This is a genomic window from Pedococcus sp. P2_E2, assembly GCF_056403955.1.
In genome coordinates, this window is the sequence record NZ_JBFUEM010000010.1 from 1 (window position 1) to 26,710 (window position 26,710).

Below are 26,710 nucleotides of genomic sequence, written 5' to 3' on the forward strand. Positions count from 1 at the left end.
AGAGTGAGAGTGCACGACACGCTGACCGGGCCGGCCATCCGTCAGCGTGTCGTGCACTCTCGACCGGCCGGGCCCGGCCGCCTGTGGATGACCGGCCGGGTGGGCGGCGCAGGTGCACCACAGTGTCGCCGGTGGGACTGCAGTGGTTGCCAGCCGAGCTCGCTCGTGCGCCGTTCTCCGTGGCCGACGCGCGCGAGTCAGGTATGCCGCCTTGGCGCCTTCGCGACGCGGCGCTCCACCGGCCGACCCGGGCAGTCCGGGTGGGCGATCGGCCGAGCAGCTGCGAAGAGCTCGCGCGCGCGTTCCTGGTGGGGCTGCCGGACGACGTGGCATTCAGCCACATCACTGCGTGCCACCTCTGGGGTCTGCCCCTGCCTGGCGCACTCGAGGCGCAGACCGACCTCGACGTGATGCGCTCGACAGAGCACGCGCAGATCCGCCGCCAAGGCTGCATCGGACATCGCGGGCTCGAGCGACGCGGGACGGGGAGGTTGCGCGGGTTGCCCGTGACCGGACTCGCCGACACCTGGGTCGACCTGGGTGAGGTCGTGGATCGAGGGCTGGAGGTGGACGACCTGATCGTGGTCGGCGACAAGGTCGCCACGAGGCTGGGTGGTCGCTGGCGCCTGGGCGAGCAAGGGCCGGACGGCGCTGAGGAGGGCCATCGCCTGATGTCCGCGGCGCTCGACCGAAGGGTTCGGCCTCGGGGGCGAGCCCTGCTGGACGAGGCCCTGACCTTGGTGCGTGCGCCGGTCCGGTCGCCCATGGAGACCCGAGCTCGGGTGATGTTCGTCCGCGCAGGCTTCCCCGAGCCTGCGGTCAACCGGAACGTCTTCCACCGCGACGGCGGTTGGCTGTTGGAGGGCGACCTCGTCTGGGAATCCCACCGCGTGATCGGCGAGTACCAAGGCAGCGACCACGGCTCCATCCGCCGACGCAGCCACGATGCGAGTCGCAGCGCTCTGGCGCAGGACGAGGACTGGTGCGTTCTCGAGATCTTCGCCGAGGACGTGTATCGACCAGCCCGCCGGATCGACTGCCTGCGCCGGTTCGCAGGCGCCCTCGACCTCGACCCGAGAACCCTGGACATCTGCTGAGCGCCTGACCTCCGCCGCTTACCGGGCCGTCGGTTCCCCCGCCATCCCCAGTCGAGAGTGCACGACGCGCTGACCGCACCGCCCATCCGTCAGCGTGTCGTGCACTCTCGACTCACAGCGGTGGTCAGTCAGGGGCGCTGGTGCCGCCAGCCACGCCAGCGACGCCAGCCACGCCAGCCACGCCAGCGATGCCGGAGGCGGCGTTCGGCTGGTCGCGCCAGGAAGCCCAGAGCGCGGCATACGGGCCATCGGCGGCGACGAGCTCGTCGTGGGTGCCGATCTCGCTGACCACCCCGTCCTCGACCACGGCGACCCGGTCGGCGTCGTGCGCGGTGTGCAGCCGGTGCGCGATCGCGACCACGGTGCGCCCCTCGACCACGGCCGCCAGGGAGCGTTCGAGGTGGCGGGCGGCGCGAGGGTCGAGCAGCGACGTCGCCTCGTCGAGCACGAGGGTGTGCGGGTCGGCGAGCACGAGGCGGGCGAGGGCCACCTGTTGCGACTGGGCCTCCCCGAGCGGGTGCCCACCGCTGCCCACGAGGGTGTCGAGCCCCTCGGGGAGGTCGGCGGCCCACTCGTGGGCGTCGACAGCCCGGAGGGCTTCGTGGAGCTCGTCGCGTGAGGCGCCGGGCCGGGCGAGCAGGAGGTTGTCGGCGAGGGTGCCCACGAACACGTGGTGCTCCTGCGTGACCAGGGCGACCTCGCCGCGCAGCTGGCCGAGCGTGAGGTCGACCAGCGGCACGCCGCCCACCTCGACGCTGCCCTCGCGAGGACCGTCGATGCCTGCCATCAGCCGGCCGAGCGTCGACTTGCCCGCGCCGGAAGGGCCGACGATGGCGAGGCGTTCGCCCGGTCGCAGGTCCAGTGACACCCCGCTCAGCACGTCGTGACCGGGACGGTAGGCGTAGCGAACGTCGTCGACCGAGAGGTCGGAACCTGACGGCTGCTCCCCGGTGGAGACGCGGTCGGGCGGCACGTCGCCGACACCGATCACCCGGGCCAGGGACGTCGCACCCACCTGGATCTCGTCGAGCCAGCCGAGCACCTCGTCGAGCGGGTTGGTCATCTGGTGGATGTAGAGGGTCACGGCCGTGGCCGCACCGGCGGTGATGTGGCCGTTGATGGCCAGCCAGCCGCCCCAGAGCACCGCGCCGGCGGTCGGGACGTAGTAGCCGAAGACCACTGCTGGGAACCAGTGCAGCCGCAGGCCCAGGGTGTATCGCTCGGCGTGGAAGCACTCACGCAGCGCCTCGTGGAACCGCGCCCGACGCGCACCGGTGAGCGACAAGGCGTCGATGGTGCGGGCCCCGTCGACCGTCTCCGCGACGACGCCGTTGAGCTGGGCATAGGTGGCCCGCTCCCACAGGTAGCCATCCGACGCGTGCCGCAGGTAGCGCCTCGTCGAGAACCAGTAGAACGGCAGGCCGAGCAGGATCGGCAGGGTGGCGAGCGGTGAGGTGAAGAGTGCCGCGACAGTCGTCATCAGCACCGTCATCGACGCGACGAACAGCGAAGGGATGCCGAACCGCACGACGTGCGACAGCGCCTCCACGTCGTTGGTGGTGCGCGCAACGAGATCGCCGGTGCCCGCGCGCTCGACGGTGGACAGGGGCAGGTTGACCGCGCGCCCGACGAACTGCTCGCGCAGCTCGGCGAACACCGTCTCGCCGAGGATGAACGACCACCGCCGGGCTGCCCACGTCAGCCCCGTCTGGGCGACGACCGCGATGGCGAGGCCGATCGCGATCTTGTCGACGGTGCCGGCGCCGCCATGGCGCCCGCTGACGACGTCGACGAGCCGTCCGACCAGCCAGGGTGCGGCCAGGGCGGCGAGCGCGGCGAGGGCGTGCAGCCCCAGGACGCGGGCGACGAGGCCTCGGTGCTCCCGCACGAGGCCGCGAGTGTGCTCCCACACCCCGGCCATGTCGGCGATGGGCAGCGTGCGACGGGCGTGGTCGGTGATCACTGGTCGTCCTCCTCTCCGCGGATCACGATGTGTCGGTATGCCGGGTGGGCCAGCAGCTCGCGGTGGGTGCCGGTGGCGATGGCGAGGCCGTCCTCGAGGAGCACCACGTTGTCGGCCTGCCCGAGCAGGAGCGGGCTGACGGTCGTGACGACCGTCGTGCGTCCGCGACGGTGCTCCGCGAGGCGTCCGGCGATCCTGGCCTCGGTGTGGGCGTCGACAGCGCTGGTGGGTTCGACGAGCACGAGCACCGGGGCCTCGGTCAGCAGGGCCCGCGACAGCGCGAGACGCTGGCGCTGCCCTCCCGAGTAGGAGCGGCCGCGCTCCTCGACGGTGCCGTCGAGCCCGTCCGGGACGGCGTCGAGCACGTCGAGGGCGCTGGCCGTGGTGAGGGCGGCCATGACCGCGCGGTCGCCACCGCCGCCCACCTCGGACTGCGCGACCCCGGCGTGCTGGGCCTCGGGTCCGTCGTCGGCGCGCGGGGGTCGGACGGCGTTGCCACGGAGCTGCTCTCGCAGGACGCCGGTGAACAGCCTCGGGTCGGGCTCGCTGACGACGATGTGCCGTCGCACGTCGGCGATCGACAGGTCGTCGAGGCGGATGCCGCCCCAGGTCGTCTGGTGTGGGCCCGGACCGTGCCGACCCAGCCGATCGGCCAGGGCAGCAGAGTCCTCCGGTCGCGCCGAGACGATGGCGGTCAGCAGCCCGCCGCGAACCACGGTGCCCGACAACGGGTCCACGAGGTCGGCGTCGTCGGCGGGCACGGTGGCGGTGCCGGGCCGAGCTGCGTCGTGGTCGGGCTGGACCGCCATGACGCGCAGCATCTTGCCCGCCGCGATCTGCGCCCGGATGCCGCGGTCGACCACCTCGATGGCAGTCTGCAAGGGCATGGTGAGGAACGCCGTGTAACCGTAGAAGGCGACCAGCTGACCGGCCGTGAGCTCGCCGGCGACTGCCTCCCGCGCGCCGAGCCACGTCACGAGGACGACGAAGATGCCGGGGATGAGCACCTCGGCGGAGTCGAGGGCTGCTTGGATGCCCGCCACCTGGAACCCGCGCTCGCGGACCTTGGCGGACTGCTGCTCGTAGCGGCGCAGGAACGTCTGCTCACCGCCGATGCCGCGGAGCACCCGAAGCCCCGCGACCGTGTCGGCGCCCAGCGTGGTCAGTCGCCCGGCCTCCTCGCGCTGCCGGGCCTGGCGGCGTTGGAGGGGTCGCACGATGAGGCTGAGGCTGGCCAACATGACCGGGCCGCCGAGCAGCACCAGCCAGCCGAGCGGCGGGGAGGCCGCGAGCAGGATTGCGCCCACGACGGCATAGCTGACGACGGCGCCCGAGAACCGTCCCATCACGTCGTAGAGCCCGCCCAGTCGCATGACGTCGTTGGCGAACACGGCGACCACCTCGCCCGAGGGCATGGTGCGGGTCAGTGCCGGCCCTGCGCGCTCGGCTCCCTGCGCGGTGAGCTGCGCGCCGCGGTAGGACGCGAACAACCAGTTGTAGACGGCGAAGTAGTGCCGGATCGCTGCCGTGGCGGCGCAGATCGCCCCGAGCCCGATCAGCACCAGGGACCAGCGGACCAGGCCGCCGAGGTCGCCCGGGACGATGCCGTCGTCGACGCCCTTGCCGACCGCGGCGGGCACCAGCGCGATCGCCAGCATCCACGCCATGCCCGCCAGCATCCCGAGCACCTGGGTGCGCCACTGCTGGCGAGCGACCCAGAGCATGAACCGCGTCGTGTTGCGGGTGTCGGGCCGGCCGGGGTCGGGGAACGGAATCGTCTGCATGAGGTCCCCACCGTAGGCGGCAGGACCGACGCGCCGACACTGGTTTTCCGGGCGTCCCGTAGCCTGACCCGGTGCTGCGAACCGCCCTCAAGCCACGGTGGCTCGGCCTGTTCGCCCTCCTGCTCGGCATCATCGCGGCCTGCACCCAGCTCGGGCTCTGGCAGCTGCACGTCGCCCAGGACAAGGGTCTCGCCGATGCCCTCCGCAAGGCGCACGAGGCACGTCCGGCCCTGATCGACTCCGTCGTCCATCCGCACGAGGCCTTCCCGAACCCCCAGTCCAACCGCGCGGTCACCGCGATCGGCACGTATGCCGCGTCCGACCAGTTCCTCGTCGGTCCCCGCCGACTCGGGGGGCGAACCGGCTACTGGGTGGTGACGCCGCTCGACGTCACCGAGACCGGCGCCCGGCTCGCGGTGGTGCGAGGCTTCGTCACCGACGTGTCCCGGCCACTCGAGCCACCGACCGGCCCGGTCACCGTCGACGGATCCCTGGCGCCGGGGGAGGCCCCGGCCGCAGCGCCGGCCGGGGTGCCGCCCTGGCCACGGACTGCGCGGGGGTCGATCGACTTCTCGCTGCTCGTCAACGAATGGCCCGGCGAGCTCTACAACGCGTTCGTCTTCGCCCAGACCGAGAGGGCCGCCACCGGGGTCGCGATTCCGGCCCCCGCTGGGCTCGAAAGGGTGCCGCCACCCGAGGTGACGGGCGGCCTGAAGTGGCGCAACGCGGCATACGCCCTGCAGTGGTGGATCTTCGGCGGCTTTGCCGCGTTCATGTGGTTCAGGATGGTGCGAGAGGATGCCCAGCGTGAGTGACACCCGTGTGAGTGAGATCAAGGACGTCGAGGCGGCCCGCAAGGCCCTCGGCTTCTTCAAGGTGATGGCGTTCGTCGTCGGGACGGGGTTGTTGATCCTCGTCGCCGAGATGGTGCTGCGCTACGGCTTCGACAACCACGTGCTCGACTGGTGGCCGCAGCCGCACGGGTTCATCTACATCGTCTACCTGGTCGCCACGGCGAACCTGGGTTTCAAGGTGGGCTGGTCGCTCGGTCGGATGGTGCTCATCATGCTCGCGGGCGTCGTGCCGTTCCTGTCCTTCTGGGCTGAGCGCGTGGTCGCGCGTGAGACCGAGGCGCGGCTGGCCGCAGCCCGCCGGTAACCTGTGCGCGTGAGCGACCCCGCAGCCGCCGACGTGGTGACCCAGGCCCAGGACGACGACCGCGTCGAAGCCCCCGACGCCGAACGGTCGGAGGAGCCGGCCACGCCCCTGCAGGCGCGTCCGGTGCTCGTCGTCGACTTCGGCGCGCAGTACGCGCAGCTGATCGCGCGGCGCGTGCGCGAGGCGAAGATCTACAGCGAGGTCGTGCCCCACACGATGAGCACGGCCGAGCTGCTGGCCAAGGACCCGGCGGCCATCGTGCTGTCGGGTGGCCCTTCTTCTGTGTATGCCGATGGCGCGCCTGAGCTCGACCGTGCCGTCCTCGAGGCCGGGGTGCCGGTGTTCGGCATGTGTTACGGCTTCCAGGCGATGTCCCAGGCCCTCGGCGGCACGGTGGCCCACACCGGGCTGGGGGAGTATGGCGCGACACCGGCCGAGATCTCCGACACCGAGTCGACGCTCTTCAACGGCCAGCCCCTGGAGCAGTCGGTCTGGATGAGCCACGGTGACTCGGTCACGGAGGCACCCGCCGGCATGGCGGTCACCGCCTCGACCGCCGGTGCTCTCGTGGCGGCCATCGAGGACGACGAGCGCAAGCTCTACGGCGTGCAGTGGCACCCCGAGGTGATGCACTCGACCTTCGGCCAGCGGGTGCTCGAGAACTTCCTCTATCGCGGCGCGGGTCTCTCCGGTGACTGGACTGCTGCGAACGTCGTCGAGGAGCTCGTCGAGGCGATCCGCTCGAAGGTGGGCGACTCACGCGTGCTCTGCGCCCTCTCCGGTGGGGTCGACTCATCGGTGGCCGCGGCCCTGGTCCAGAAGGCCGTGGGCGACCAGCTCACCTGCGTCTTCGTCGACCACGGGCTGCTGCGCTCCGGTGAGGCCGAGCAGGTCGAGAAGGAGTTCGTGGCGGCCACCGGCGTCGACCTGGTCGTCGTCGACGCGCGTGGACGCTTCCTGTCGGCGCTCGACGGGGTGTCCGATCCCGAGGAGAAGCGCAAGATCATCGGGCGCGAGTTCATCCGGGTCTTCGAGCAGGCGGCGCGAGACGTCGTCGGCACGCGCGGGGACTCGGAGCACCCGGTGGAGTTCCTCGTCCAGGGGACGCTGTATCCCGACGTGGTCGAGTCCGGTGGCGGCACCGGCGCGGCCAACATCAAGTCCCACCACAACGTGGGCGGGCTCCCCGACGACCTGCAGTTCAAGCTCGTCGAGCCGCTGCGGTCACTGTTCAAGGACGAGGTCCGCCAGGTCGGGCTCGAGCTCGGGGTGCCGGAGGCGATCGTCTGGCGCCAGCCGTTCCCGGGTCCCGGACTCGCCATCCGGATCGTCGGCTCGGTGACCGCTGAACGGCTGTCCATTCTTCGTGCTGCCGACGCCATCGCCCGTGAGGAGCTGTCTGCCGCAGGGCTGGATCGTGACATCTGGCAGTGCCCCGTGGTGCTGCTCGCGGACGTGAGATCCGTTGGGGTGCAAGGCGATGGACGCACCTACGGTCACCCGGTCGTGCTGCGCCCGGTGTCCTCCGAAGATGCCATGACCGCCGACTGGACCCGAGTGCCCTACGACGTGCTGGCCAAGATCTCGACCCGGATCACGAACGAGGTCCGCGAGGTCAACCGGGTCGTGCTCGACGTCACGAGCAAGCCGCCGGGCACCATCGAGTGGGAGTAGTGCGTGCGGCCAGGTAAGGCTCGCGGCCTCAGCACGGCCAGCGTCAACGACGCCGTGAGCCGGGCCGTGATGCGCTACGTCCTCATCGGGCCGCCGCTCAAGCTGCTGACCGGCCTCCACGTCGAGGGCCGCGAGAACGTGCCGCGCGAGGGCAGCCTCATCGTCGCGTCGAACCACCTGTCGTTCATCGACTCGATCGTCATCCCCCTGGCCTCCGGTCGGCAGGTGCACTTCCTCGGCAAGGCGGAGTACTTCCAGGGCTCCGGGTTGCGGGGCGCGGCGGTGCGGTGGTTCCACTCGACTGCCGGGACGATCCCCGTGGACCGTTCCGACCCGCGGGCTGCCGCTGCGTCGCTGGAGATGTCCGAGGACGTCCTGCGCCAGGGGGAGGCGTTCGGCGTCTATCCCGAGGGCACCCGCTCACCCGACGGCCGCCTGCACCGCGGCCGCACCGGGGTCGCCCGCATGGCGCTCTCGACGGGCGCAACGTTGCTGCCGTGCGCCGTGATCGGCACCGACCACGTCCAGCCTTCTGGGTCCAACGGCTTCCGGCCGGCGAAGGTCACCGTGCGCTTTGGTATGCCGGTCGACGTGGCCGGCTTGTCCGCTCAGTTCCAGAAGGCGGCGCTCCTGAGGGCCATCACGGACGCCACCATGGACGCGATCGGCGAGCTGTCCGGCCAGGAGCGCTCCGGCCTCTACGCCTCCGACGTGAAGGCGTCCCTGGGCAGCTGAGTCATACATTCGTATCTCCCTGTCCTGCTCTCCGCCTCATACGCTGGGCGTCTACTCGACAACAGGATGTTCCTCGTCTCTGGTCACCGAGTCGCTTGGCCAGGCCCGATGAGCCCGCAACTGCGGCAGCTTCGGTTTGGGAGACGGGACGTCCACCATGGCAAGACCCGCCAACCGAGGCGCTTCCCTCGCGTGTGCCGCGATTGCCGTCACCGCATTGGCTACTTCCGCCTGCTCGGGGGGCTCGACGAACACGACGGCAGCCTCGAACGTGGCTCGCACTTCGACCCGATCTGGGCCTGCGCCTTCGAACCCACCCAACTCGGCCTCGGCAGCTCCCAACCTTCAGGGAATGATGCCGAACTCGGCACCCCCTTCGATGGGGATGGAGCCGAACGAGGAAATCGTCGATTGTTGGCCCGTTCTCTGTACGGGCAACGATGGATCGAACGAGCGTTACCAATTCGGACCTGTCTACGCGTTCGACGACGCCGGCCTCCGGGCCTATCGCGTGGCCAACTACCACCTGTGGTTCACCGGTGACGGGAACGGGTTCGTGCAACTAGGCGATGCCGCGATGTTTACCCCTGACGGCACCAGCAGCATCCACGCGGATCAGGTCAGCTGGAAGAACCCCGCATGCCTTCAAGGTGGAGCACAGGGAACCGTCCAAGGTGGTGGGTACAACGTGGTGAACCACGCCATCCTGACCCTGCCCAGGGACATGTGTTTCGCATTCGTGGGACCGAATGCCAAGATCCCGACCACCCTTCAGGCGCCCGGCGTGGTCAACCTGACCCGGGCCACCAGTACGGTGCCCCCGTCACTGGCGAGCGACGACAAGCTCACGCCCGAACAAGGCCGGCACGTTGCCGTGCTGGGTGACTCCTTCGCCTCCGGTGAGGGCACCTTCAACAACGGCCTTCCCGGCAACCCACTATCGGTCGACTACTACGAGGACACCAAGGTCGCTCCCGATGGCCACAGCGGCTGCCACCGTTCCCCTGTCGCCTACGCACCACTCATGGGGGTGCCAGAGGCCAATTTCGTAGCCTGCTCCGGCGCGACCACCGACCAGGTGCTCTTGGGATTCAAGGGTTCACCCCGCCTGTCGGACGTCGTGGTTCCGGGCATCAAGGTTGTCATCCTCAGCGTCACCGGCGACGACCTGGGGTTCGGCTCGATCCTGGACGGCTGCATCAACGTCCTGGTCGGGCACCCGAGATCTGACGCGACCTGCGACGCCGCCATCAGGACACACGCCAGCCCTGACGGGATATCCGGAGCAATGCTGAAGCTGAAGTCGCTGTGGGGCACGATCGAAGACGTCGACGACAACGTCAGGATCATTCAGGTCGGGTACCCAGCCTTCTTCCCGGTGGGCGGACATGCGAGCTGCAACGAGATTGGCATCAACAACCAGGTGAGCCTCAACTTCACGGTCAACGCGGTCGACTACGCGCTCGCCAACACCGCTGCGGACGACCCGCACGTCACCTTTGTCGATGTACGGCAGTTGTTCACCGGACATGAGATTTGCGGTGACGTCGCCGGGCCGTACATCAACGACCTGCAGCAGAACGTTGCTGCCATCCGCAACTGTCCGTCCGAATACGTGGTCAACCATGTCTGCTCGCAGAGCTTCCACCCCAACACGACGGGGTATGCGGCTGAAAAGGACCTGCTGATGCCGACCGTGAAGCAGCTGCTCGGCGTCAGCTGACGCTTCGTGCGTACAGAGATGAAGGCTGCAGGCGTGCGGCGCGTTGGTACGCCGCCAGGTCAACTGCCCGCAGATTCCACCAGCTGGAGGTACTGATGCACCTGCTGGATGGCGACGGACCCTTCTCCGGCGGCAGATGCCACGCGCTTCACTGAACCCGAACGCACATCGCCGACCGCGAAGACCCCCGGCATCGACGACTCGAACACGAAGGGCGCCCGGGCCAGCGGCCAGCCGTTGCTCGCGGCCCCAGTCACGACGAAGCCGTAGCGGTCGCGGGCGACCTGTTCGGGCAGCCAGTCCGTGTGCGGCTTCGCGCCGATCAGGATGAACACCGCGTCGGCAGGCAGGGTCTCGGTGGCGCCTCGCCCGGAGTCGTGAAGGGTGAGGCTCTCGAGCTCTCCGTCGCCCGCGCCGTCGACGATCTCGGTTCGGTAGCGAACGTCGATGTTGAGCTGTCCCTCGATCTCCTCTATGAGGTAGCGCGACATCGTTTCGGCGAGCGTGATGCGCCGCACCAGGATCGTCACCTTGTGTGCGTGCGCGGCCAAGTGGACGGCGGCCTGGCCGGCCGAGTTGCCGGCCCCCACGACGAAGACCGTACGTCCGGTGAACCGTTCCGCCTCTGAGGCCGAGGCACCGTAGAAGACGCCTTGTCCGACCAGGTCGTCGAGGGACGGGATGCCCAGCCTGCGATAGCTGACTCCCGTGGCGAGGACGACCGCGCCAGTCGCGATTTCCGCACAGTTCGACGTGGTCAGGTACAGCCGGTCGGCGTCGCTGCGGATCGCCTGGGTCTGGCACATCTGCAGGAACGTGGTCCCGAACACCCACGCTTGCTGGTGCGCCCGAGTGGCGAGGTCGGCACCGGTGACTCCACGCTGGAAGCCCAGGTAGTTGCGGATGAGCGAGCTCGACCCCGCCTGCCCGCCGATCGTCTCGCGTTCGATCACGAGGGTGCGTAGCCCTTCCGAGGAGGCGTACACGGCCGCGGCGAGTCCGGAAGGCCCGGCGCCCACGACGGTGACGTCGTAGTCGCGGGAGCCCTGCAGTCGGGTGCGTGCGCCGTACGCTTCGGCGATCTCGACGTTGGTCGGGTCGACCAGAACCCGCCCATTGCGTTGGACGACGACGGGAACGCCAGCGTCGGCCGCGCGGACTTCTTCCAGGATCTGCGTTCCTGCTGCCGAACCCGTTGGGTGGAAGACAAAGGGCACCCGGTTTCGGCTCAACAGGCTGCGCAGCTCTGAGGCGCGAGCGTTGCCCGCCTCGGCGACGATCGTCAGCTCCCTCGACAGCGAAGCGTCTGAGCCGGCCCACTCGTGGAGGTTCTCGGTCACTGTCCGGTGGAACAGTTCGTCGGCTGCGCGCCAAGGCTTGATCGCGTAGTAGTCGATCTGCCCGAGGCCGATCCCTCGGCGCAGCGGGTGGGCCGTGGCATCCATCGCCCACTCGCCCCATGAGATCAGCAGGAGCCGGCGTGAGTGTGGGAAGAGCTCCCTGGCCTGGGCCAGAAGCTCGCACCCCGTGCCGTCCGGTAGCCACTGGTCGGACAGGACCAGAGCCACCCGCTCGCCCGCCTCCTGCAGCGCGGTCAGCTGGTTCAGAGCCGAGGTGGCCGCCCGGGCAGTCCGTATCTGGTACGCCCGGCCGTATCGGTCATTCAGCTCCCCGCCCAGGAGCTCGATGGCGTCCGGGTCATCGTCGACGGCCAGGATGACGGGACGTCGCTCGGGTGGGTCGACGTCGCGCGGAGCCGGGAAGAGGGCCACGCCCCATTGTGGCGTCATAGATTCGTCAGCGACGAGCCCCGGCTTTCTTGAGACAATGACGACATGACCGAGCCCTCGACCCTGCCTGGGGCCAGCGAGGCGGTGTCGCGCTACGCGTGGGGCGAGGCGTTTCAGCTCTTCGCGGCGGCGGACGCCGTCGCACCGCTGGGTCCCGATGAGCTCGACCAGATGGCCGAATGCGCCTGGTGGATCGGCAAGATGCGCCACTGCATGGCGCTTCGTGAGCGCGCCTACGAGACGCACCGGAAGCAGGGCAACCCGCGCCGGGCTGCTCACGTGGCGATCGACCTCGCCCAGCACTATGGCGACCTCGGTGAGCGCGGCACGGCCACGGCGTGGCTGCAGAACGCCACCCGGTTGCTCGAGGGACAGCCAGAGAATGCCGAGCACGGGTGGCTCAGTTTCGCGCGCAGTATCGCTGCCCGCGACGAGGGCGACCTCGATACGGCGATCAGGTGTGCCGAGGAGGCCGAGGCCCTGGGCGCACGCCATGGCGACAAGGACCTGTTCGCCCTGGGACACGCTTTCCAAGGAATCGGCCTGGTCTACAGCGACGACCCCGACCGGGGCCTGCCCATGGTGGAGGAGGCGACAGAAGGGGCGGTGGCCGGGGACCTGGGTGCCCGGGCGACCGGAATGATCTACTGCATGATGATCGCGGTCAACGCACAGGTCGCCGACTGGCAGGCGGCGGGTCGCTGGACCGAGGCGGCCACGCGATGGTGCGACCGGCAGGCCATCAACGGCTTCCCCGGTGTCTGCAGGGTCCACCGGGCCGAGATCCTGCGCTTGCGAGGTTTCCTTTCCGAGGCCGAGGAAGAGGCTTTGACAGCCACCACGGAGCTGGGCTCCTTCAACTTGATGTTCTCCGCGCTCGCCTTCCGGGAGCTGGGCGAGGTCAGGCTCAAGATGGGTGAGATCAACGCGGCCGAGGAGGCCTTCCGGCAGGCGGAGGAGATGGGCGTGACGCCGCAGCCGGGTCTTGCCCGGGCCCTCGTCCAGCGGGGTCGCCCGGGGGCCGCGGCGACGGGCCTCCGGAGGATCCTCGGCGGCAAGGGCATGGGCGCGTTGGAGCGAGCGAAGCTCCTGCCCACTCAGCTCGAGGTTGCCCTGATGCTTGACGATCTCTCGACGGCGCGCACGGCCGCGATCGAGCTGGCCGAGATCGCGCTGAACCACCGGACCCCCGCCTTGCGGGCGATCGCCGACGCCGGTGAGGCCGCGGTCCTCCTCGCCGAGGGTGACCTCGCCAACGCCGAGAGAGCGGCGCGCAACGCGCACCAGCTCTTCACCGAGATCGACCTGACCTACGAGGCGGCCCGGGTCTCCTCGCTTCTCGGTCGCATCTACGCGTCAGGGGGCGACCTGGATCGTGCCCGGGCTCAGCACGAAGCCGCACTGGCGACCTACGACAGGATCGGTGCCGTGGTGGACGCCGCAGGTGAACGGGCATTCCTGACCACACCCGACATCGCATAGCTGCGGCCAACGGCTACGCGCCGAAAAGGTGCCAGCGTCGTCCTCCGGTCCACAACCCTGGTCCGCCCGGATGACGCACTCGGACCGTGCGGCCGATGACATGCGTTGAGGGGGGCGAGATGGTTTGTAGGTAGAAACCATTGTGCGACATGGAAAACCGCGTAGGAGGTGCCATGAAGCTGTTCGCGAGTCCGATCCGACGGGTGATGCCGCAGCCTTGGAACAGGTACCTGCTCACGGCGCTGATCGTGTGGCTCCTGTCGCTGGTCGCCACCCGGGCGCCGGTGTTCCTCAACGCCCCAGAGCCCTCCGTCTCGGACTATCAACTGGCGGTCGGTCTCAGGGCCACAGTGTTGGTGGCCACGGTGCTGTTCGGGTTCGCCATCGGTTGGACGCGACGCTCCTCGAGCATCGTGCGGTGCGCCCTCTATGGAGCGTTCGTGCTGACTACCACCCAGTTCCTGCTCGCTCACTGGGTGCCTGAAGGGGGCGAGCCCGTCTTTCCCATGCCGATCAACTTCCTCATTGCCCTGGTGTTCAACGGGATCTACATCGGAGTCTTGCTGGGCCTTGGTGCCCTCGCCGCGGCGGGAGCTCGCCGATGGTTGCGCCCTCGCACCGCGCACCGTGAGCCGTAGTTGACACGCCTGTTTCCTGGACGGTGAAGTGCTGGACCCGACCAGTGCATCAACGAGGAGGGGGGCCGGTCGCAGGACCGGCCCCCCTTGAGCTGTGTGTTGTGAGCGGTCAGCTGGCCGCGATGGAGACCGAGGCGGTCGAGAGGCTGCCACCGAGGATCCCCACGTAGGCGGACGAACACGAGGGCCGGTTCGCCGTCACGTTCGGGATCGCCGCCGGCGAGTTGCAGCTCGGCTGGTTGACAGTCAGGGTGGCCGCGCCGAAGCCCGTCCTCCCGGTGATCTGCCACGCGTCACCGAGGGTGCCGATCAGCAGGATGCTGCCTGACGGACGCTGGAGGGTGACGTTGCAGGTGGCTGTGCCCAGCATGACCGTTCCACCGGGCCAGTGCTGTGCGAAGTCATTGTCCTTGATGCCGGTGATCGTGTTCGTCAGTGTCGTGGAGGAGCAGGTGGGCGGCGGTGTCGTCCCGCTGCACACCAACGCGCCAGTCGCCGAGAAGCCCGTCACGGACTGCCCGGTCGGACACGTCAGCCCGGCAAGCCCGGTGATTCCCGGCGCGCCTTGGGGCCCGGCAGGCCCGGCAGGCCCGGCAGGTCCGGCAGGTCCGGCAGGTCCCGCAGGTCCGGCAGGTCCTGTGGCACCCATGGGGCCAACGGGTCCCGCGGGTCCAGTTGCGCCAACGGGCCCAGCGGGCCCGGCGGGTCCTTGGATGCCCTGCATGTTCCAGGAGATCGGGACCTCCGAGTGTCGGCATGTCTTGCTCCCGACGAGCAGTCGCAGCATCCCCTGGTTCTTCTGGTAGCAGGCCTTGATGATGCCCGAGGCGGACACGCTTTGAGACGGTGGAGCCTTGGCGGCGACGGCCTGCGTGCCCGTCACGAGCAGGACAGCGGAACCGATTACCACCAAGGAAACTCGCCAGTTGGGTCGAGACATCGTGGATCCTTCCCGTCAGAAGGGTGCGTAGGATCCGGCCCATTGCCGGATGCGTTGCGTCGCCCGTGTTGGATGCTACTCAGCGCCGTAGCGTTCACAATGGGTCAGCAACCTCAGTTTGGTGAACATCGGTGCCATTCATGGGTTTTCGACGCGGTATGTCCATGGTCGGCCCGTTTGTCGGATGCTCGGCCACGTTTCGAGTCGCGTGCTCCGGCGGGTCTGGCGATCACCCGATCCAAGCTCCTCCGTTTGTCGGGGGAGTCCGGCACATCGCCCGATTGGCCACAGCGTTGGGTAGGGGTTCGATGGAGGCAGAGACACGACCTCCGGAAGGGCGGCCCCGATGTTCGACTCGACACAAGAGAAGTCCGATGGCCCGGTGGCCGCCTGCACTGTCGACGCGGTCCATCGACGCGACCACCAACACGGAGGTGAGGAGCCCTGCCATCCTCACCTGATCGAGGTCGTCCACCTTGGCCCAAGAGCCGTCGCGGTCTGCCACGACTGTTGCCGAGACTCTGGCTTCCTTCCCGAACGCGACGCCGACCGGCTGGCTTCCGCCCACCGGCAAGAGACCGTCTCGGACGGGTGTTCCACCTTCACGTCACGGGTGGCGTGAGCGTACGTCCCAGGGCGACACATGAGCCAGCTCGGGTCTCGTAACCCGCCTCCTCGGCCTCCACCGGCCGCATGGCGACGCAGGGTGACCGGCCAGGAACGGACGGCCGCTCCAACCCCCTGGTGTGGAGCGGCCGTCCTGGATCTGGACGTCGATCACTCAACAGACAGGGTCTGGGTCTGCGGGCCAACCATCGACCTGGCACAGAACGGTACCCCCCCAAGATGGACGAAGGATGGGAAATCGGCGATCTGGGCTCGCGCCGTGGTGACCAGCTCGGTGAAGGTGCCGGCGGCGGCATACCCATCGATCCGCTTGGCTCGCGCAGCTGCCAACTCGATTGCGATCGACCGACTTCCGCGGGACCATCGGGGTGGAGGCGCCGTTGGATGGCGAGGCATCCATCAGCGCCGCGGGAGGGGATCATGGGCGATGGGGACCCCAGCACTCACGAGCGCGGGCGGCGAGACGCGACTGCATGGCTGGTCGATGCTGCGGACGGGACCTCGTGGCCGCTTCGCGAAGGTCCGACGGAGGCGTCACTGGGTCGGGAGCCAACTGCCGATCTTTGGGTCGACGACCCCAACGTCTCGCGTCGACACGCGACGCTGCGCCGCCACGGCGCGGCATACGTCCTGGCTGACCATGGGTCTCGCAACGGGACGTTCGTCAACGACCGTCGGATCCAGGCCGACACGCCCTTGACGGACGGTGACCGAGTGAGGGTCGGAGAGACCACGTTCGTCTTCCGCCAACCAGCGCCCACCGCGCGTCGTCAACCGCCGCCCTCCACATCGCCTCGACCGGTGCCGAAACGCCGCAACCTGCGGAAGGTGCTGACCATCTCGGCTGTGGTCAGTGTGCTCGGTATCGTCGCCAACTCACTGACGACCCTGTTCGCGCACAGCGGCAACCAGTGGTCCCGTTGGCTTCTGGCCCCGGCGGCGACGGTGGTCTTCGGCATGGCAACCGCTCTGGTGGGCGAGTGGGGCAACGCGGACGAGACGCAGACCCTCAACGACGAACCCTCCGTCGGCTGGCGTCCACCTCCGGCGCGGCGGGGTCGCGGTGGTCGGGCGATGGCAGGCGTCCTCACGGTGTTGCTGGTCCTCGGCGTCGGTGGCGTGGCCGTTACCGCAGGTGTCCGCGCAGTCGTCGGACACTTCAGCAGCGTGAACAGGCTCTCGGGAGCCCCCGTGGTGGGAGGCAACAGCAAGGTCCGGCTCACCGTCAGCCAGGTCCTCCAGGACACGCGCAGCACCTCCGTCGAGCTCACGGGGCTCAGCTCGAGCGACAGCGTTGTCCAGCTGCCCGCGGGCTTCGCACAGCTCACGGGCTCGGACGGGACCACCCTTGACGTCGATGTCCTGGGAAGTCACTGGTCGCCAACCCTGACTCGCGATGTCCTGCAACGTGGAACCCTTCGGTTCGAAGGACACTTCGACGACAGTGTCGCGTCCGTCACGCTGAGCTTCACCTTCGGCAACGCGGTGTCAGTCAAGAAGATCCCGCTTGTTCCTCCGCCGTCCTGACTCCTTCGCCCATCCCGCGAGACCCGGGCTTCAGCGTGCGGTGCGCCAGATGCTGGGGGCCAGCTCGTGGTCGCGTTTGAAGGCGCGGCTGAAGGCCTCTTCCGACTCGTAGCCGACCTTCGGAGCGATCGCAGCGACCGGCAAGGTCGTGGTGCGCAGCAGGTCCTCCGCGACGTGCATCCGCCAGCCGGTCAGGTAGCGGATCGGCGCGAGACCCAGCACCGAGCGGAACCGTTCGTCGAGCACGGTCGAAGAGACGGTTGCCTCGCGGGCGAGTTCGGCGAGGGTCCACTTGTGGCCCGGGTCGCCGTGGATGGCAGCCAGCGCCGGGGCGACGACGGGATCGCGCAGGGCAGCGAGCCAGCCGGTATCGGTGGCCGGCGCGTTGGCCAGGTGCAGCTTGAGCACCTCGCGCAGCAGCAGTTGCGGGATGTCGGTCGGTGCCGCGATGCGGTCGTCGGAGACCTGGCTCGTCTGCTGGAGGACCAGGTCGCTGCTGGCCTTGACCCACTTGCGGACCGGTCCTTCCGGTGGGGTGACGACGAAGACGGGCGGGAAGACTCCGAGGCTCGGGTCGAACAGCCGGTCGTCACAGGCAAGGAAGCCACACACGAGCTCGCTCCGTGCACCTCCGAGGCCATGGACTATGTGCGGCAACGCATTCCACGGCGGCGGGTCGATGAGCTGCATCACCGGGACGATCTCAGCCGTCTCGTGCCCGCCCATCCGGTGCTGGTCGTTGTAGGGCAGGACGATGACGTCGCCCTCGTGGGCCCAGACCATGTGGGAACCGGCCTCGATCCAGCAGCTGCCGGAGACGACGACGTGGAAGATCACGATCTGTGCGGCATCGGGGGCCAACACCGCGGCCAGGTCCCGCGACGCCATCGACTCGTAGGCCCACGCCTCGGTGTACTCGCTGTGCAGGAAGATCGCGCCGGAGAGCTGGACCTGAGCCAACGCATTCGAAAGTGCGGCGGATCGATCAGCTCCTGCGGCATCCCGGTCATGGTCGGAGCGCCCGATCGTCATGAGACTGAGTGTGTCAGGACGAAGCACAAAGGAACCAAAGGAGACGGCGATGCAGCTCGACCAACTGGAGGTGGCGGTGTCCCGGGCCGACAGGTTCAACGCGACCCCGTTCTCGCAGTGGATCAACGGGCCGAGCGGCCGCGCGTTCCGGTTCGTCGCCGGCGTGGCCTGGCTCGCCTTCGCGGTGGCGTTCCGCGAGCACTGGTGGGGGCTCGCGGCAGGGGTCTTCGGACTGCTCCCGCTGACCGCAGGCACCTTCGACATCTGCTGGATCAGTGCCGCGATGGGCGGGCCGCTCCGGGGCGAGACGATCCGCCGGAACGCCGCGCTCCGAGGCCGTTGACGCTCTCGAAATGCGGCGGGACACTGGGGCTCTGGGGCAAGGAGGGTCCAATGTCGTGGAACCTGGCGGGTAGTTATGTCGAGACGTGTTCGTGCGAGCTCATGTGCCCGTGCAACCTGTCCCTGGATCACGGAGCCACCTACGACTTCTGTCGCGTGACCCTCGTCTTCAACATCAAGGAGGGAGGGGTCGACAGCACCGACATCGCCGGCTGCAAGGTCGCCCTGATCGCGGATACGCCCAAGGTCATGACCGAGGGGGGCTGGCGGGTCGGAGTGTTCGTCGATGCCGCGTCGGACGCGCAGTTCGAACAGCTCGTGCAGGTCTTCAGCGGCCAGCTCGGGGGGCCCATGGCGGGACTCGCGCCGCTGATCGGTGAGATGTTGGGCGTCGAGCGCGCCACGATCGACGTCGAGGACGACGGGCTGCGGCACAGCGTGAGAATCGGGGATGTCATCGACTTCGAGATCGGGGACATCGTGCCGTTCGGGGTGGAGTCCGGTGAGCCGGTGAAGTTCTCCGGCATGTTCCACCCTGCTGGTTCCGACCTGACGATGGCCGAGGCCAAGCGGTCGAGGATCAACGCCTTCGGCATCGAGTACGAAGGAAAGACCGGGCTCTCGAAGTCCGACTTCGCGTGGACCGCCTGAGCGAATGACCGACTTCGGGTCGGCGCCTCCGGCGACTTCGGCGGCCCCCGCGGCGACCTCCACTCGCGGAGACCTCCGTCCCGCGCTCGCGGCCAGCCGCGCCCACTGGGGGCTGGTCGTCGTTCTCTTCGCGCTCGCCGGCGCTGCCTGGTGGTGGACGGTCCAACAGATGCGAGGCATGGACAACGGCCCCTGGACCGCCCTCGGCACCCTCGGCTGGTTCCTCGGCGTCTGGGTGGTCATGATGACCGCGATGATGTTCCCGTCGGTCGCCCCGACGATCGCGCTCTACGCCCGCATGAGCGGGAAGTCGCGCCTCAAGCCACTGGTGTTCACCACCGGCTACCTCCTGACCTGGCTCGGTGCCGGCGTCGTCGCGTTCCTGATCGGCGTGGGGGCAAGCCGCGCGGCTGGGGGCGACCTGGCGTGGGATCGCGCCGGTCGCCCCATCGCGGGAGCCATCCTGGTCCTCGCCGCAGGCTACGAGCTGACCCCGCTCAAGAACGTCTGCCTCGGCAAGTGCCGGAGTCCCCTCGGCACCCTCCTCGGCTCCTGGCGCGGCGGCTGGTCGGGAGCCCTCCGCATGGGCGCGAAGAACGGCGCGTGGTGCGTCGGCTGCTGCTGGGCCCTGATGGCGTCGCTCTTCGCGTTGGGCGTCATGAGCGTGACCTGGATGGCGATCGTCGCCGGGTTCATCGCCGTCGAGAAGATCCTCCCGTGGCGCCGCACAGCCACCTACGGCACGGCGCTGGTCCTCCTCGCCCTGGGCGTCCTCGTCCTCGCCGCACCGGACGTGCTCCCGGGCCTCACCGTCCCGACCCACGACACCGCGCCCATGATGTCGCCGATGGGCTCCTGAAGGCCCAGTCGACGTCGCGCGCGTGACCTGCCGCACGGCATACGTCACTGCCTTGGGTATGCCGCGTGCTCGCCGCTGCACCGCGGGCGGTTAGGGTTTGGGGCGTGCTGAGGACTACGGCGGCGGTGGTCGCGGGCAAGGCGGCGCGGGCGGCTTCGCGCCTGCGCGGCGGAGGCTCGGCGCTCCCGGGCCTGGTCGCCGAGCGGATCGACCCCGGGTTCCTCGCCCATGCGCTGGCCGGCGTGCCCGGCGGGATCGTCGTCGTCACCGGCACCAACGGCAAGACCACGACCACCAAGATGCTGGTCGCGGTGCTGCGCGCCCACGGACGCACCGTCTTCACCAACCCGACCGGCTCGAACTTCACCCGCGGGGTCATCTCCTCGATGCTCGGCGAGCTGCCCGTCCGCGGCTGGCTCAAGGCGGACATGGCTGTGCTCGAGCTCGACGAGGCCCACGCGCTGAAGTTCGCCGCCGCGGTCCGGCCGACGCATGCGTTGCTGCTCAACGTCGCTCGTGACCAGCTCGACCGGTTCGCCGAGATCGACCACACCGCAAAGCTGCTCGCGTCTCTCGCCGAGCAGGCCACGGTGGGGGTGGTGCTCAACCTCGACGACTCCTTCGTCTCGCGGATCCGTGACCGGATCGCCGAAGGGGTGGCGGTGCAGTACTTCGGGGTCGACGCGTCCATCGCCGACCGGCTGCCCGAGCTCCAAGAGCAGGACGTCCGGTTCGACGACGACTTCGTCGCGCCGGTGGCAGGGCCGGACGACGGGTTGCTCAAGCCGTCCGACGAACGGACCTTCGAGGTCGTGTTCGGCGCAGGCGGTGGCGAGGGCGGGCCGGCCAGCGGCACGGTCGGGCCGCTCGAGCTCCAGCAGCGCGGACTCGCCGCCATGATCAACGCCACGGCGGCCACGGCAACGGCCCGGATGCTGCTGGGCGATGCGTTCGACCCAGCGTCTGCGGCCGAGGCGTTGCGAGCGGTCACCCCGCCGTTCGGTCGCGGTGAGGTGGTCATGGTCGACGACCAGCCACTCGAGCTGGTGCTGGTCAAGAACCCGGCCGGCTTCACCGTGGCCCTGGGCACCTATGGCTCGACCCCGGTCGCGACGATGATCGCGATCAACGACAACTACGCGGACGGTCGCGACGTCTCCTGGCTCTATGACGTGAGCTTCGAGAGCCTGCGGACCCGCGGCGTCACGATCACGAGCGGTGTCCGCGGCTACGACATGGCGCTGCGGCTCCAGTACGACGACGTCCCAGTGGCGGCGGTGGAGCCCGACCTCGACGAGGCGCTCGACGCGTTCCTCGCCCAGCACCCCGACGAGCCCAAGCGGATCTTCTGCACCTACACGGCCATGATGGCGTTGCGCCGCACCCTGGCCGCCCGCTACGACCTGCCCGATATCGGCGAGGAGGCGTCATGACCACCTCGGGTGACTCCGCGGCATACCCGCAGGACGTCCACATCCCCGGCGAGCCGGCGGGTTCGGCGCGCGTGCCGGACGCCGACAGCGCGGGCAAGGGCGCGATCCACGTGGTGCACCTCTACCCGCGCGAGATGAGCATCTACGGCGACCTCGGCAACACGCGGACGCTGGCGGCGCGGATCCGGCGCCACGGCTACAGCCCGGTCGTGCACCAGCACCACCCGGGCGGCGAGTTTCCCGAGGTCGCGCACCTCGTGGTCGGTGGCGGTGGCCAGGACTCCGGTCAGGTGCGGGTCGAGGCGGACCTCGAGCAGATCGCCGACCGGCTGCGTGGTCTGGCCGACGCCGGGACGCCGATGCTGATGATCTGCGGGATGTACCAGCTGCTCGGGAACGCGTTCATCACCGTCGACGGCAAGCGGCTGCCGGGGCTGGGCATCCTCGACGTCACCACCCAGGGCAATGCCAAGCGGATGATCGGGCCGGTCGTGCTGACCACCGACTTCGGCGACGTGGTGGGGTACGAGAACCACTCTGGGTCGACGACTCTCGGCGCGGGGCAGGCGGCGTTCGGGAAGGTGCGGTCGGGGTTCGGCAACAACGGCACCGACGGCACCGAAGGTGCGCGGACGGCCAACGTGTTCGGCTCCTACCTGCACGGACCGATCCTGCCGGCGAACCCGGTCTTTGCGGACGCGTTGATCGGGCTCGCCGCCGAGCAGGCAACCGGGCGCCCGTTCGAGCCGGAGGCCCAGGACGACGTCATCGCCGACGAAGCGCGCACCCGTCAGGTCCGCCGACTCGTCAAGCGCTGAGCAGGCTGGTCTTCCCCACCGCGACTTGTTGCCGCAAGGTCGTCACCAGGCGCCCGAAACCGGGGCTGCGTGACCACCAGGTGGCAACAAGTCGGAAGGACGCGGGCGGGAAAGCCCGGTCAGGTCGAGAAGTCGTCGCCGGCCTCGAGCCGCAACCGGATCAGCTCGGACAACGCGATCGACTCGCCGTCGCGAGCGCCTTCGCCCACCTGCAGGGGCGGGTCGCTCGGGTCGATCTCGACGCCGCGGAACCGGGCCAGCGGTCGTGGGGGTACCAGCAGCACGTAGTAGCGGCCGTCGGAGTCGACGGCGACCGAGCGGTCCCGCCGGAGGTACCAGCCACGCACCCCTGTGCTGTAGCGGCGGGGACCGCGCCAGGTGCGCGCCGACAGCTCAGTGGTGGCCAGGCCCCGGTCGCGGGCGGTGCGGACGAACTCGTCGAGCAGCACCTGCGCCTTCGCCGACTCACGGGCCCGCCGCTCCTTCTGCATGCGCACGTGGTAGTCGGCGCGCTCACCAGCGTCGTTGCCCTTGCCCACGTCGGCTCCCTCGCCGGCGGCTGTCGGCCCGTTCACGTCGGTCGCTCCAGGCTCGCGGCGGCGTCGTCGGCCTCGTCGGCGTGCGTGCTCTTGGGGCTGACCGTCCAGGCCGCCCAGCCGAGGGCCCCCAACGGGATCTCCATGAGGTGAGTGAAGCACGAGAACAGCACGACGCCAGCGAGGGCGTCGGCCGGATTCGCGCCCCAGGCCACCAGGGCCGCGACGGTGCCGCTCTCGGTGATCCCGAGCCCCCCGGGGGTCAACCCGACGGCGGTGAGCAGCCGGCCGATGGCATAGGCGGCGAAGAGCTGCCCATAGAAGAGGTCGACCCGCGTCGTGTGCATGCAGACGAGGAACAGCAGGTAGTACACCCCGAAGAAGCCGACGAGCCCCAGCGTCATGCTGAGCCACCCGGTGCGCACCACGTCGTTGATCCGCAGGCGCAGGTCGATGACGAGCGACCGCACGCTCATGCTGCGCCGTCGCCAGAGCCGGCCGATGACCTTGTCGATGCCCTGGCCGATCGCGATCGCGGCCCGCTCGGACACGAGGATCGACACGAAGACCGCGAGGATCACCCCACCGGTCAGCGCACCGGCGACAGCCGCGTCGCCGAGCGCCGGTGGGACGTCGGAGTCGCGTCCGGCGAACAACGCGAAGATCGCGATGAGGGGCAGTGCCACGCGGGACAGGACGTTCCAGACGCCGGTGACGATGGCGGAGGTCGAGATGTCGCGCCGCGAGAAGCCCCACGACCGGCAGATCGTGTAGGTCGCCGCCAGACCGGCCGCCCCTCCGCCCGGCAGCAGGTTGCCGACGGAGGAACCTGCGACGTTGACGATGAGCGCCTGCCAGTGCTTCAGGCCGGGCAGCGAACCCGTGAGGGTGAAGGTGTAGCAGTAGAGCCCCACCACGACCCCCGCAAGCAGCAGCGCGAAGGTCGTCGGCGGCACGTGAGACAGGACCGCCCACACGTCGGACCAGTTGGTCTTGGCCAGGCGGGGCAGGACGTAGACCAGCAGCACGGCCGCCAGTGCCAGGCCGACCCCGGCCTGCACGACCGTGCGAACCCGCGACCGCGACCTGCGCGGCTGTGCCGGCTCACGGTCGGCCACCTCGCGTGCGTCGGCCGCGTCACCCGCGGGCTCAACCCTCTCGCTCGTCACCCCAACCCCTCGAAGACGTCGTGCGACACCGGCAGCCCCGCCGGTCGGGCCGGGTCGATGAACCACTCGCGTCCGAAGACCAGGTCGTACACCGGCCGCGGGATCCGCAGGAACGCAGCGAGCGTGCGATCTGCCCCACCGTCCGCGCTCGACTGGGAGGCGTGCGCGCGCATCGAAGCCCGCTTCGCCGCGGCATACCGGCGCACGTCGATGCGGTGCGTGATCGCGGACCTGGCGCTGAACGCGCGGCTGAACGCCGCCAGGTCGAAGTCCGGGGGGAACGGGTAGACCTTGGCCGCGAGGCGGACGGCGCGCGCGATCGTGTCGCGCGGGACCGTCGCCTCGAGCACCCGCGGCGTGCCGGCGAGGTATGCCGCCCGCTGGCCGACCTCGTGGACGCGGACGTGGTCGCGGTGTCCGTAGCCGCCGTTGCGGTCGTAGGTGGTCAGCACCGAGGCGTCCTCGTCGCGGAGGATCTCGGCCAGCCGGGCGGCGGCCTCCTCGAGCGGTGCCTGGATGAACCGGACTCGCTCGGGCGGGTCGGGCAGCAGCTCGGGTCCCATGCCGCTGTCGGCGTAGCCGAGGTAGACGACGCGGGCGACCCCGAGCGCGGACGCCGACCGGCGCAGCTCCTCAAGGCGTCGCGCGGCCAACCCCCCGTCGGCGACGTAGGCGTCCGCAGCCAGGCCGAGGGCGCCGTCGGTGGCCACCACGACGACCACCCGGTGGCCCTCTGCCGCTGCCCGCGCCAACGTCCCCGAGGTGAGGAGGGCCTCGTCGTCGGGGTGGGCGTGGAAGGCCACCAGGGTGTGCTTCCGGGTGTGGGTCATCACGGGCCATCCTGACGCATGGCAGGCTCAGGTCCGTGAAGGTGGCCCTGCTGACCGACTGTTACCTGCCCAGGCTGGGTGGGATCGAGGTCCAGACGCACGACCTCGCGGCCCAGCTGCGGTCCCGCGGACACGAGGTCGAGGTCTTCACCGCCACGGTCGGGGAGCGCGGCGAGCGGCACGGTTTCATCGAGGACGTCGACGGCGTGCCTGTCCACCGGATGGCGGTCCGCCTCCCGTGGGAGCTGCCCGTCAACCCGTTCGCGCCACCGGAGGTACGGCGACGGCTTCAGGCGGGTGGGTTCGACGTGGCCCACGTCCACATGGGGGTGGTGAGCCCGTTCGCCACGGATCTGGCGGGGGTCGCGCTGGGGCTGGGGATGCCCACCGCGATCACCTGGCACTGCCTGATGGAGCGCTCGCAACCCCTCTTTCGCGCCCTCGGCCACGCTCGGCGATGGGGCGCCAAGGGGGCAGCCCTGTCCGCGGTCTCCGGTGTCGCGGCGGCCTCCGTGCAAGCCGTGGTCGGTCGGGGCACCGAGGTGCGCGTCTTTCCCAACGGCATCGACACCAGCGTGTGGCGGCCGCCGCCGCGCCCGGCCCGCGCGGCTGACGCTCCGGTCGAGGTCGTGGCGGCGATGCGGTTCGCGGCGCGCAAGCGCCCGCTTGCTGTCCTCGAGGTCGCAGCCAGGGCGAAGGAGCTCGTCTCCACCTCGGGCGGCTCCGGACCACGGATGCGCCTCACGCTCTTCGGGGAGGGGCCGGAGCGACGGCGGCTGGAACGGTTCGCCGCCCACCACGACATGACCGACTGGGTGTCCATGCGCGGCCGCGTGGGTCGGGATGAGCTCCGGGATCGCTACTGGGACAGCGACATCTACCTGACTCCCGCCCGCCTGGAGGCCTTCGGCATCGCCGCCCTCGAGGCGCGTACCGCCGGGCTTCCCGTCGTCGCGCGGCAGGACACCGGGGTGGGCGACTTCGTCGTCGACGGTGTCAACGGACTCCTCGGACCCGATGACGACGCCCTCGCCCGCGGACTGGCGCGGCTGCTCAGCGACCCCGAGTTGCGCCAGGGCATCACCGAGACCAACCGCACCGTCGCGCCCGCGCAGGACTGGCCCTCGGTCGCCGCGCTCGCCGAGGCCGAGTACCGGCGGGCCGGTGCCTCGTGACCGAGACCCCCACGCCGAGCCAGGGGCCCCCGTCCAGCAGTGAACGGGTGATGGTCCGGGCCAACGCCGCCGGAGGTCGCGTGGTGGCCGAGTTCGTCCTGGGGCACGGTGCGGACCCGGTCCGTGAGCTGGCTCGCCTCGGGTGGTCACGTCCCCTGCTGCGTGACGCCGAGCGCGACGCGGACGGCGCTCTCCTCTTCACCTACACCGTGACCGCCGCCTCAGCCGTGGCGAGCGTCGCCAGCCCGGTGCCCACCGACCCGGGGCTCGTGCTCGAGCCGGGGGAGGAGGCGCGCCCGTACCAGCGCGCCGCGGCCTACGGCGTGGTCACGAGCGAGCGCGGCGTCCTGCTCACCGAGCTGTCCGCCCTCACCTCCGCGCCCGGGCGGTGGACCCTGCCCGGCGGGGGGCTCGACCCGGGCGAGGCCCCTGTGGCCGCCCTGCACCGCGAGGTCTGGGAGGAGAGTGGCCAGGAGGTGGAAGCCGTTCGCCTGCTCGAGGCGCACACCTCGCACTGGATCGGCCGGGCGCCCAGCGGGCGCCTGGAGGACTTCCACGCCGTGCGGATCGTGTATGCCGCGTGGTGCCCTCAGCCGACCGACCCCGTCGTCCACGACGTGGGGGGTTCGACCGAGGCGGTGCGCTGGGTGCGGCGCGACGAGCTCGAGCACTACTACCTGAGCCGCTCGTTCGCGCCGCACATGAAGCGCTGGCTTGCCGGCTAGGC

The 26,710-nt window shown here is 69.8% G+C and carries 24 protein-coding genes and 1 pseudogene; 17 read left to right on the plus strand and 8 right to left on the minus strand.

Annotated features, from left to right (window positions below; all coding sequences use genetic code 11):
• Positions 1-131: 131 nt before the first annotated feature.
• Positions 132-1,097 carry a hypothetical protein gene (locus AC1DWR_RS18215; protein ID WP_477614779.1) on the plus strand — a complete coding sequence of 322 codons (966 nt, stop codon included), beginning with the start codon at positions 132-134 and terminating at the stop codon, positions 1,095-1,097.
• Positions 1,098-1,221: 124 nt separating this feature from the next.
• On the opposite strand, the gene AC1DWR_RS18220 is transcribed toward AC1DWR_RS18215, so the two are convergent.
• Positions 1,222-3,018, minus strand: a complete 1,797-nt coding sequence (locus tag AC1DWR_RS18220; protein ID WP_477615301.1) for an ABC transporter ATP-binding protein — start codon at positions 3,016-3,018, stop codon at positions 1,222-1,224.
• A 38-nt stretch (positions 3,019-3,056) separates the two neighbouring features.
• A complete protein-coding gene (locus AC1DWR_RS18225; protein ID WP_477614780.1) occupies positions 3,057-4,844 on the minus strand; it encodes an ABC transporter ATP-binding protein in 1,788 nt (595 codons plus the stop codon).
• A 71-nt stretch (positions 4,845-4,915) separates the two neighbouring features.
• On the opposite strand from AC1DWR_RS18225, the gene AC1DWR_RS18230 reads away from it, so the two are divergent.
• From AC1DWR_RS18230 to AC1DWR_RS18250, 5 genes are all read left to right on the plus strand, one after another.
• Positions 4,916-5,659: an SURF1 family protein gene (locus AC1DWR_RS18230; RefSeq protein WP_477614781.1), complete on the plus strand. Its 744-nt coding sequence runs from the start codon at positions 4,916-4,918 to the stop codon at positions 5,657-5,659.
• Complete coding sequence (locus AC1DWR_RS18235; protein ID WP_477614782.1) at positions 5,652-6,002, plus strand: DUF3817 domain-containing protein; 351 nt, start codon at positions 5,652-5,654, stop codon at positions 6,000-6,002. The genes AC1DWR_RS18230 and AC1DWR_RS18235 overlap by 8 nt, the downstream gene beginning before the upstream one ends.
• 108 nt (positions 6,003-6,110) lie before the next feature.
• Positions 6,111-7,676, plus strand: coding sequence for a glutamine-hydrolyzing GMP synthase (guaA, locus tag AC1DWR_RS18240; protein WP_477615302.1), 1,566 nt, complete (start codon positions 6,111-6,113; stop codon positions 7,674-7,676).
• 3 nt (positions 7,677-7,679) lie between these two features.
• Complete coding sequence (locus AC1DWR_RS18245) at positions 7,680-8,411, plus strand: lysophospholipid acyltransferase family protein (protein ID WP_477614783.1); 732 nt, start codon at positions 7,680-7,682, stop codon at positions 8,409-8,411.
• Between the two features lie 352 nt (positions 8,412-8,763).
• Positions 8,764-10,134 carry a GDSL-type esterase/lipase family protein gene (locus tag AC1DWR_RS18250; protein WP_477614784.1) on the plus strand — a complete coding sequence of 457 codons (1,371 nt, stop codon included), beginning with the start codon at positions 8,764-8,766 and terminating at the stop codon, positions 10,132-10,134.
• A 59-nt stretch (positions 10,135-10,193) separates the two neighbouring features.
• Here AC1DWR_RS18250 and AC1DWR_RS18255 read toward each other — a convergent pair whose 3' ends face one another.
• The gene (locus AC1DWR_RS18255) at positions 10,194-11,906 is read right to left on the minus strand and encodes an NAD(P)/FAD-dependent oxidoreductase (RefSeq protein WP_477614785.1); all 1,713 of its coding nucleotides are present in this window, start codon (positions 11,904-11,906) and stop codon (positions 10,194-10,196) included.
• Between the two features lie 63 nt (positions 11,907-11,969).
• Between AC1DWR_RS18255 and AC1DWR_RS18260 the strand changes: the two genes are divergently transcribed.
• Both AC1DWR_RS18260 and AC1DWR_RS18265 read left to right on the plus strand, forming a co-directional pair.
• Positions 11,970-13,406: a hypothetical protein gene (locus tag AC1DWR_RS18260; RefSeq protein WP_477614786.1), complete on the plus strand. Its 1,437-nt coding sequence runs from the start codon at positions 11,970-11,972 to the stop codon at positions 13,404-13,406.
• 173 nt (positions 13,407-13,579) lie between these two features.
• Positions 13,580-14,044 carry a hypothetical protein gene (locus AC1DWR_RS18265; RefSeq protein WP_477614787.1) on the plus strand — a complete coding sequence of 155 codons (465 nt, stop codon included), beginning with the start codon at positions 13,580-13,582 and terminating at the stop codon, positions 14,042-14,044.
• A gap of 109 nt (positions 14,045-14,153) precedes the next feature.
• Here the strand turns inward: AC1DWR_RS18265 and AC1DWR_RS18270 are convergent, their stop codons facing one another.
• Positions 14,154-14,414, minus strand: a complete 261-nt coding sequence (locus AC1DWR_RS18270) for a hypothetical protein (protein WP_477624921.1) — start codon at positions 14,412-14,414, stop codon at positions 14,154-14,156.
• Positions 14,415-16,031: 1,617 nt separating this feature from the next.
• On the opposite strand from AC1DWR_RS18270, the pseudogene AC1DWR_RS18275 reads away from it, so the two are divergent.
• Positions 16,032-16,349, plus strand: a pseudogene (locus tag AC1DWR_RS18275) (FHA domain-containing protein); the annotation flags it as partial.
• Between the two features lie 63 nt (positions 16,350-16,412).
• The gene (locus tag AC1DWR_RS18280) at positions 16,413-17,138 is read left to right on the plus strand and encodes a hypothetical protein (protein WP_477615315.1); all 726 of its coding nucleotides are present in this window, start codon (positions 16,413-16,415) and stop codon (positions 17,136-17,138) included.
• A gap of 30 nt (positions 17,139-17,168) precedes the next feature.
• Here AC1DWR_RS18280 and AC1DWR_RS18285 read toward each other — a convergent pair whose 3' ends face one another.
• On the minus strand, positions 17,169-18,170 hold the full coding sequence (locus AC1DWR_RS18285; RefSeq protein ID WP_477614789.1) for an AraC family transcriptional regulator: 1,002 nt from the start codon (positions 18,168-18,170) through the stop codon (positions 17,169-17,171).
• A gap of 49 nt (positions 18,171-18,219) precedes the next feature.
• Here AC1DWR_RS18285 and AC1DWR_RS18290 point away from each other — a divergent pair, with 49 nt between their 5' ends.
• From AC1DWR_RS18290 to AC1DWR_RS18310, 5 genes are all read left to right on the plus strand, one after another.
• On the plus strand, positions 18,220-18,513 hold the full coding sequence (locus AC1DWR_RS18290) for a YgaP-like transmembrane domain (RefSeq protein ID WP_477614790.1): 294 nt from the start codon (positions 18,220-18,222) through the stop codon (positions 18,511-18,513).
• 50 nt (positions 18,514-18,563) lie between these two features.
• Positions 18,564-19,163 carry a DUF1326 domain-containing protein gene (locus AC1DWR_RS18295; RefSeq protein ID WP_477614791.1) on the plus strand — a complete coding sequence of 200 codons (600 nt, stop codon included), beginning with the start codon at positions 18,564-18,566 and terminating at the stop codon, positions 19,161-19,163.
• A gap of 4 nt (positions 19,164-19,167) precedes the next feature.
• A complete protein-coding gene (locus AC1DWR_RS18300) occupies positions 19,168-20,022 on the plus strand; it encodes a DUF2182 domain-containing protein (RefSeq protein ID WP_477614792.1) in 855 nt (284 codons plus the stop codon).
• Positions 20,023-20,126: 104 nt separating this feature from the next.
• On the plus strand, positions 20,127-21,455 hold the full coding sequence (locus AC1DWR_RS18305; protein ID WP_477624922.1) for a DUF1727 domain-containing protein: 1,329 nt from the start codon (positions 20,127-20,129) through the stop codon (positions 21,453-21,455).
• On the plus strand, positions 21,452-22,273 hold the full coding sequence (locus AC1DWR_RS18310; protein WP_477614794.1) for a type 1 glutamine amidotransferase: 822 nt from the start codon (positions 21,452-21,454) through the stop codon (positions 22,271-22,273). The genes AC1DWR_RS18305 and AC1DWR_RS18310 overlap by 4 nt, the downstream gene beginning before the upstream one ends.
• A 119-nt stretch (positions 22,274-22,392) precedes the next feature.
• Here AC1DWR_RS18310 and AC1DWR_RS18315 read toward each other — a convergent pair whose 3' ends face one another.
• The 3 genes from AC1DWR_RS18315 to AC1DWR_RS18325 are packed head-to-tail and all read right to left on the minus strand — an operon-like array spanning position 22,393 to position 24,808.
• Positions 22,393-22,848 (minus strand): hypothetical protein, encoded by a 456-nt coding sequence (locus AC1DWR_RS18315; RefSeq protein WP_477614795.1) that lies wholly within the window; start codon positions 22,846-22,848, stop codon positions 22,393-22,395.
• Positions 22,845-23,978 carry a lysylphosphatidylglycerol synthase transmembrane domain-containing protein gene (locus AC1DWR_RS18320; RefSeq protein WP_477614796.1) on the minus strand — a complete coding sequence of 378 codons (1,134 nt, stop codon included), beginning with the start codon at positions 23,976-23,978 and terminating at the stop codon, positions 22,845-22,847. The genes AC1DWR_RS18315 and AC1DWR_RS18320 overlap by 4 nt, the downstream gene beginning before the upstream one ends.
• On the minus strand, positions 23,975-24,808 hold the full coding sequence (locus AC1DWR_RS18325; protein WP_477614797.1) for a PIG-L deacetylase family protein: 834 nt from the start codon (positions 24,806-24,808) through the stop codon (positions 23,975-23,977). Before AC1DWR_RS18325 ends, AC1DWR_RS18320 begins: the two co-directional genes overlap by 4 nt.
• A gap of 35 nt (positions 24,809-24,843) precedes the next feature.
• Here AC1DWR_RS18325 and AC1DWR_RS18330 point away from each other — a divergent pair, with 35 nt between their 5' ends.
• Together AC1DWR_RS18330 and AC1DWR_RS18335 are read left to right on the plus strand one after the other, a co-directional pair.
• The gene (locus AC1DWR_RS18330; RefSeq protein WP_477624923.1) at positions 24,844-25,983 is read left to right on the plus strand and encodes a glycosyltransferase family 4 protein; all 1,140 of its coding nucleotides are present in this window, start codon (positions 24,844-24,846) and stop codon (positions 25,981-25,983) included.
• Positions 25,980-26,708, plus strand: a complete 729-nt coding sequence (locus AC1DWR_RS18335; protein WP_477614799.1) for an NUDIX hydrolase — start codon at positions 25,980-25,982, stop codon at positions 26,706-26,708. The genes AC1DWR_RS18330 and AC1DWR_RS18335 overlap by 4 nt, the downstream gene beginning before the upstream one ends.
• Positions 26,709-26,710 lie beyond the last annotated feature (2 nt).

Excerpts from the sequence above, each read along its gene's own strand:
- AC1DWR_RS18225 (WP_477614780.1), bottom strand. The coding sequence starts at position 4,844 with ATGCAGACGATTCCGTTCCCCGACCCCGGCCGGCCCGACACCCGCAAC.
- AC1DWR_RS18260 (WP_477614786.1), top strand. The coding sequence starts at position 11,970 with ATGACCGAGCCCTCGACCCTGCCTGGGGCCAGCGAGGCGGTGTCGCGC.
- AC1DWR_RS18310 (WP_477614794.1), top strand. The coding sequence starts at position 21,452 with ATGACCACCTCGGGTGACTCCGCGGCATACCCGCAGGACGTCCACATC.
- AC1DWR_RS18300 (WP_477614792.1), top strand. The coding sequence starts at position 19,168 with ATGACCGACTTCGGGTCGGCGCCTCCGGCGACTTCGGCGGCCCCCGCG.
- AC1DWR_RS18285 (WP_477614789.1), bottom strand. The coding sequence starts at position 18,170 with ATGACGATCGGGCGCTCCGACCATGACCGGGATGCCGCAGGAGCTGAT.
- AC1DWR_RS18290 (WP_477614790.1), top strand. The coding sequence starts at position 18,220 with ATGCAGCTCGACCAACTGGAGGTGGCGGTGTCCCGGGCCGACAGGTTC.
- AC1DWR_RS18250 (WP_477614784.1), top strand. The coding sequence starts at position 8,764 with ATGATGCCGAACTCGGCACCCCCTTCGATGGGGATGGAGCCGAACGAG.
- AC1DWR_RS18265 (WP_477614787.1), top strand. The coding sequence starts at position 13,580 with ATGAAGCTGTTCGCGAGTCCGATCCGACGGGTGATGCCGCAGCCTTGG.
- AC1DWR_RS18220 (WP_477615301.1), bottom strand. The coding sequence starts at position 3,018 with ATGGCCGGGGTGTGGGAGCACACTCGCGGCCTCGTGCGGGAGCACCGA.
- AC1DWR_RS18270 (WP_477624921.1), bottom strand. The coding sequence starts at position 14,414 with ATGCTGGGCACAGCCACCTGCAACGTCACCCTCCAGCGTCCGTCAGGC.
- AC1DWR_RS18295 (WP_477614791.1), top strand. The coding sequence starts at position 18,564 with ATGTCGTGGAACCTGGCGGGTAGTTATGTCGAGACGTGTTCGTGCGAG.
- AC1DWR_RS18325 (WP_477614797.1), bottom strand. The coding sequence starts at position 24,808 with ATGACCCACACCCGGAAGCACACCCTGGTGGCCTTCCACGCCCACCCC.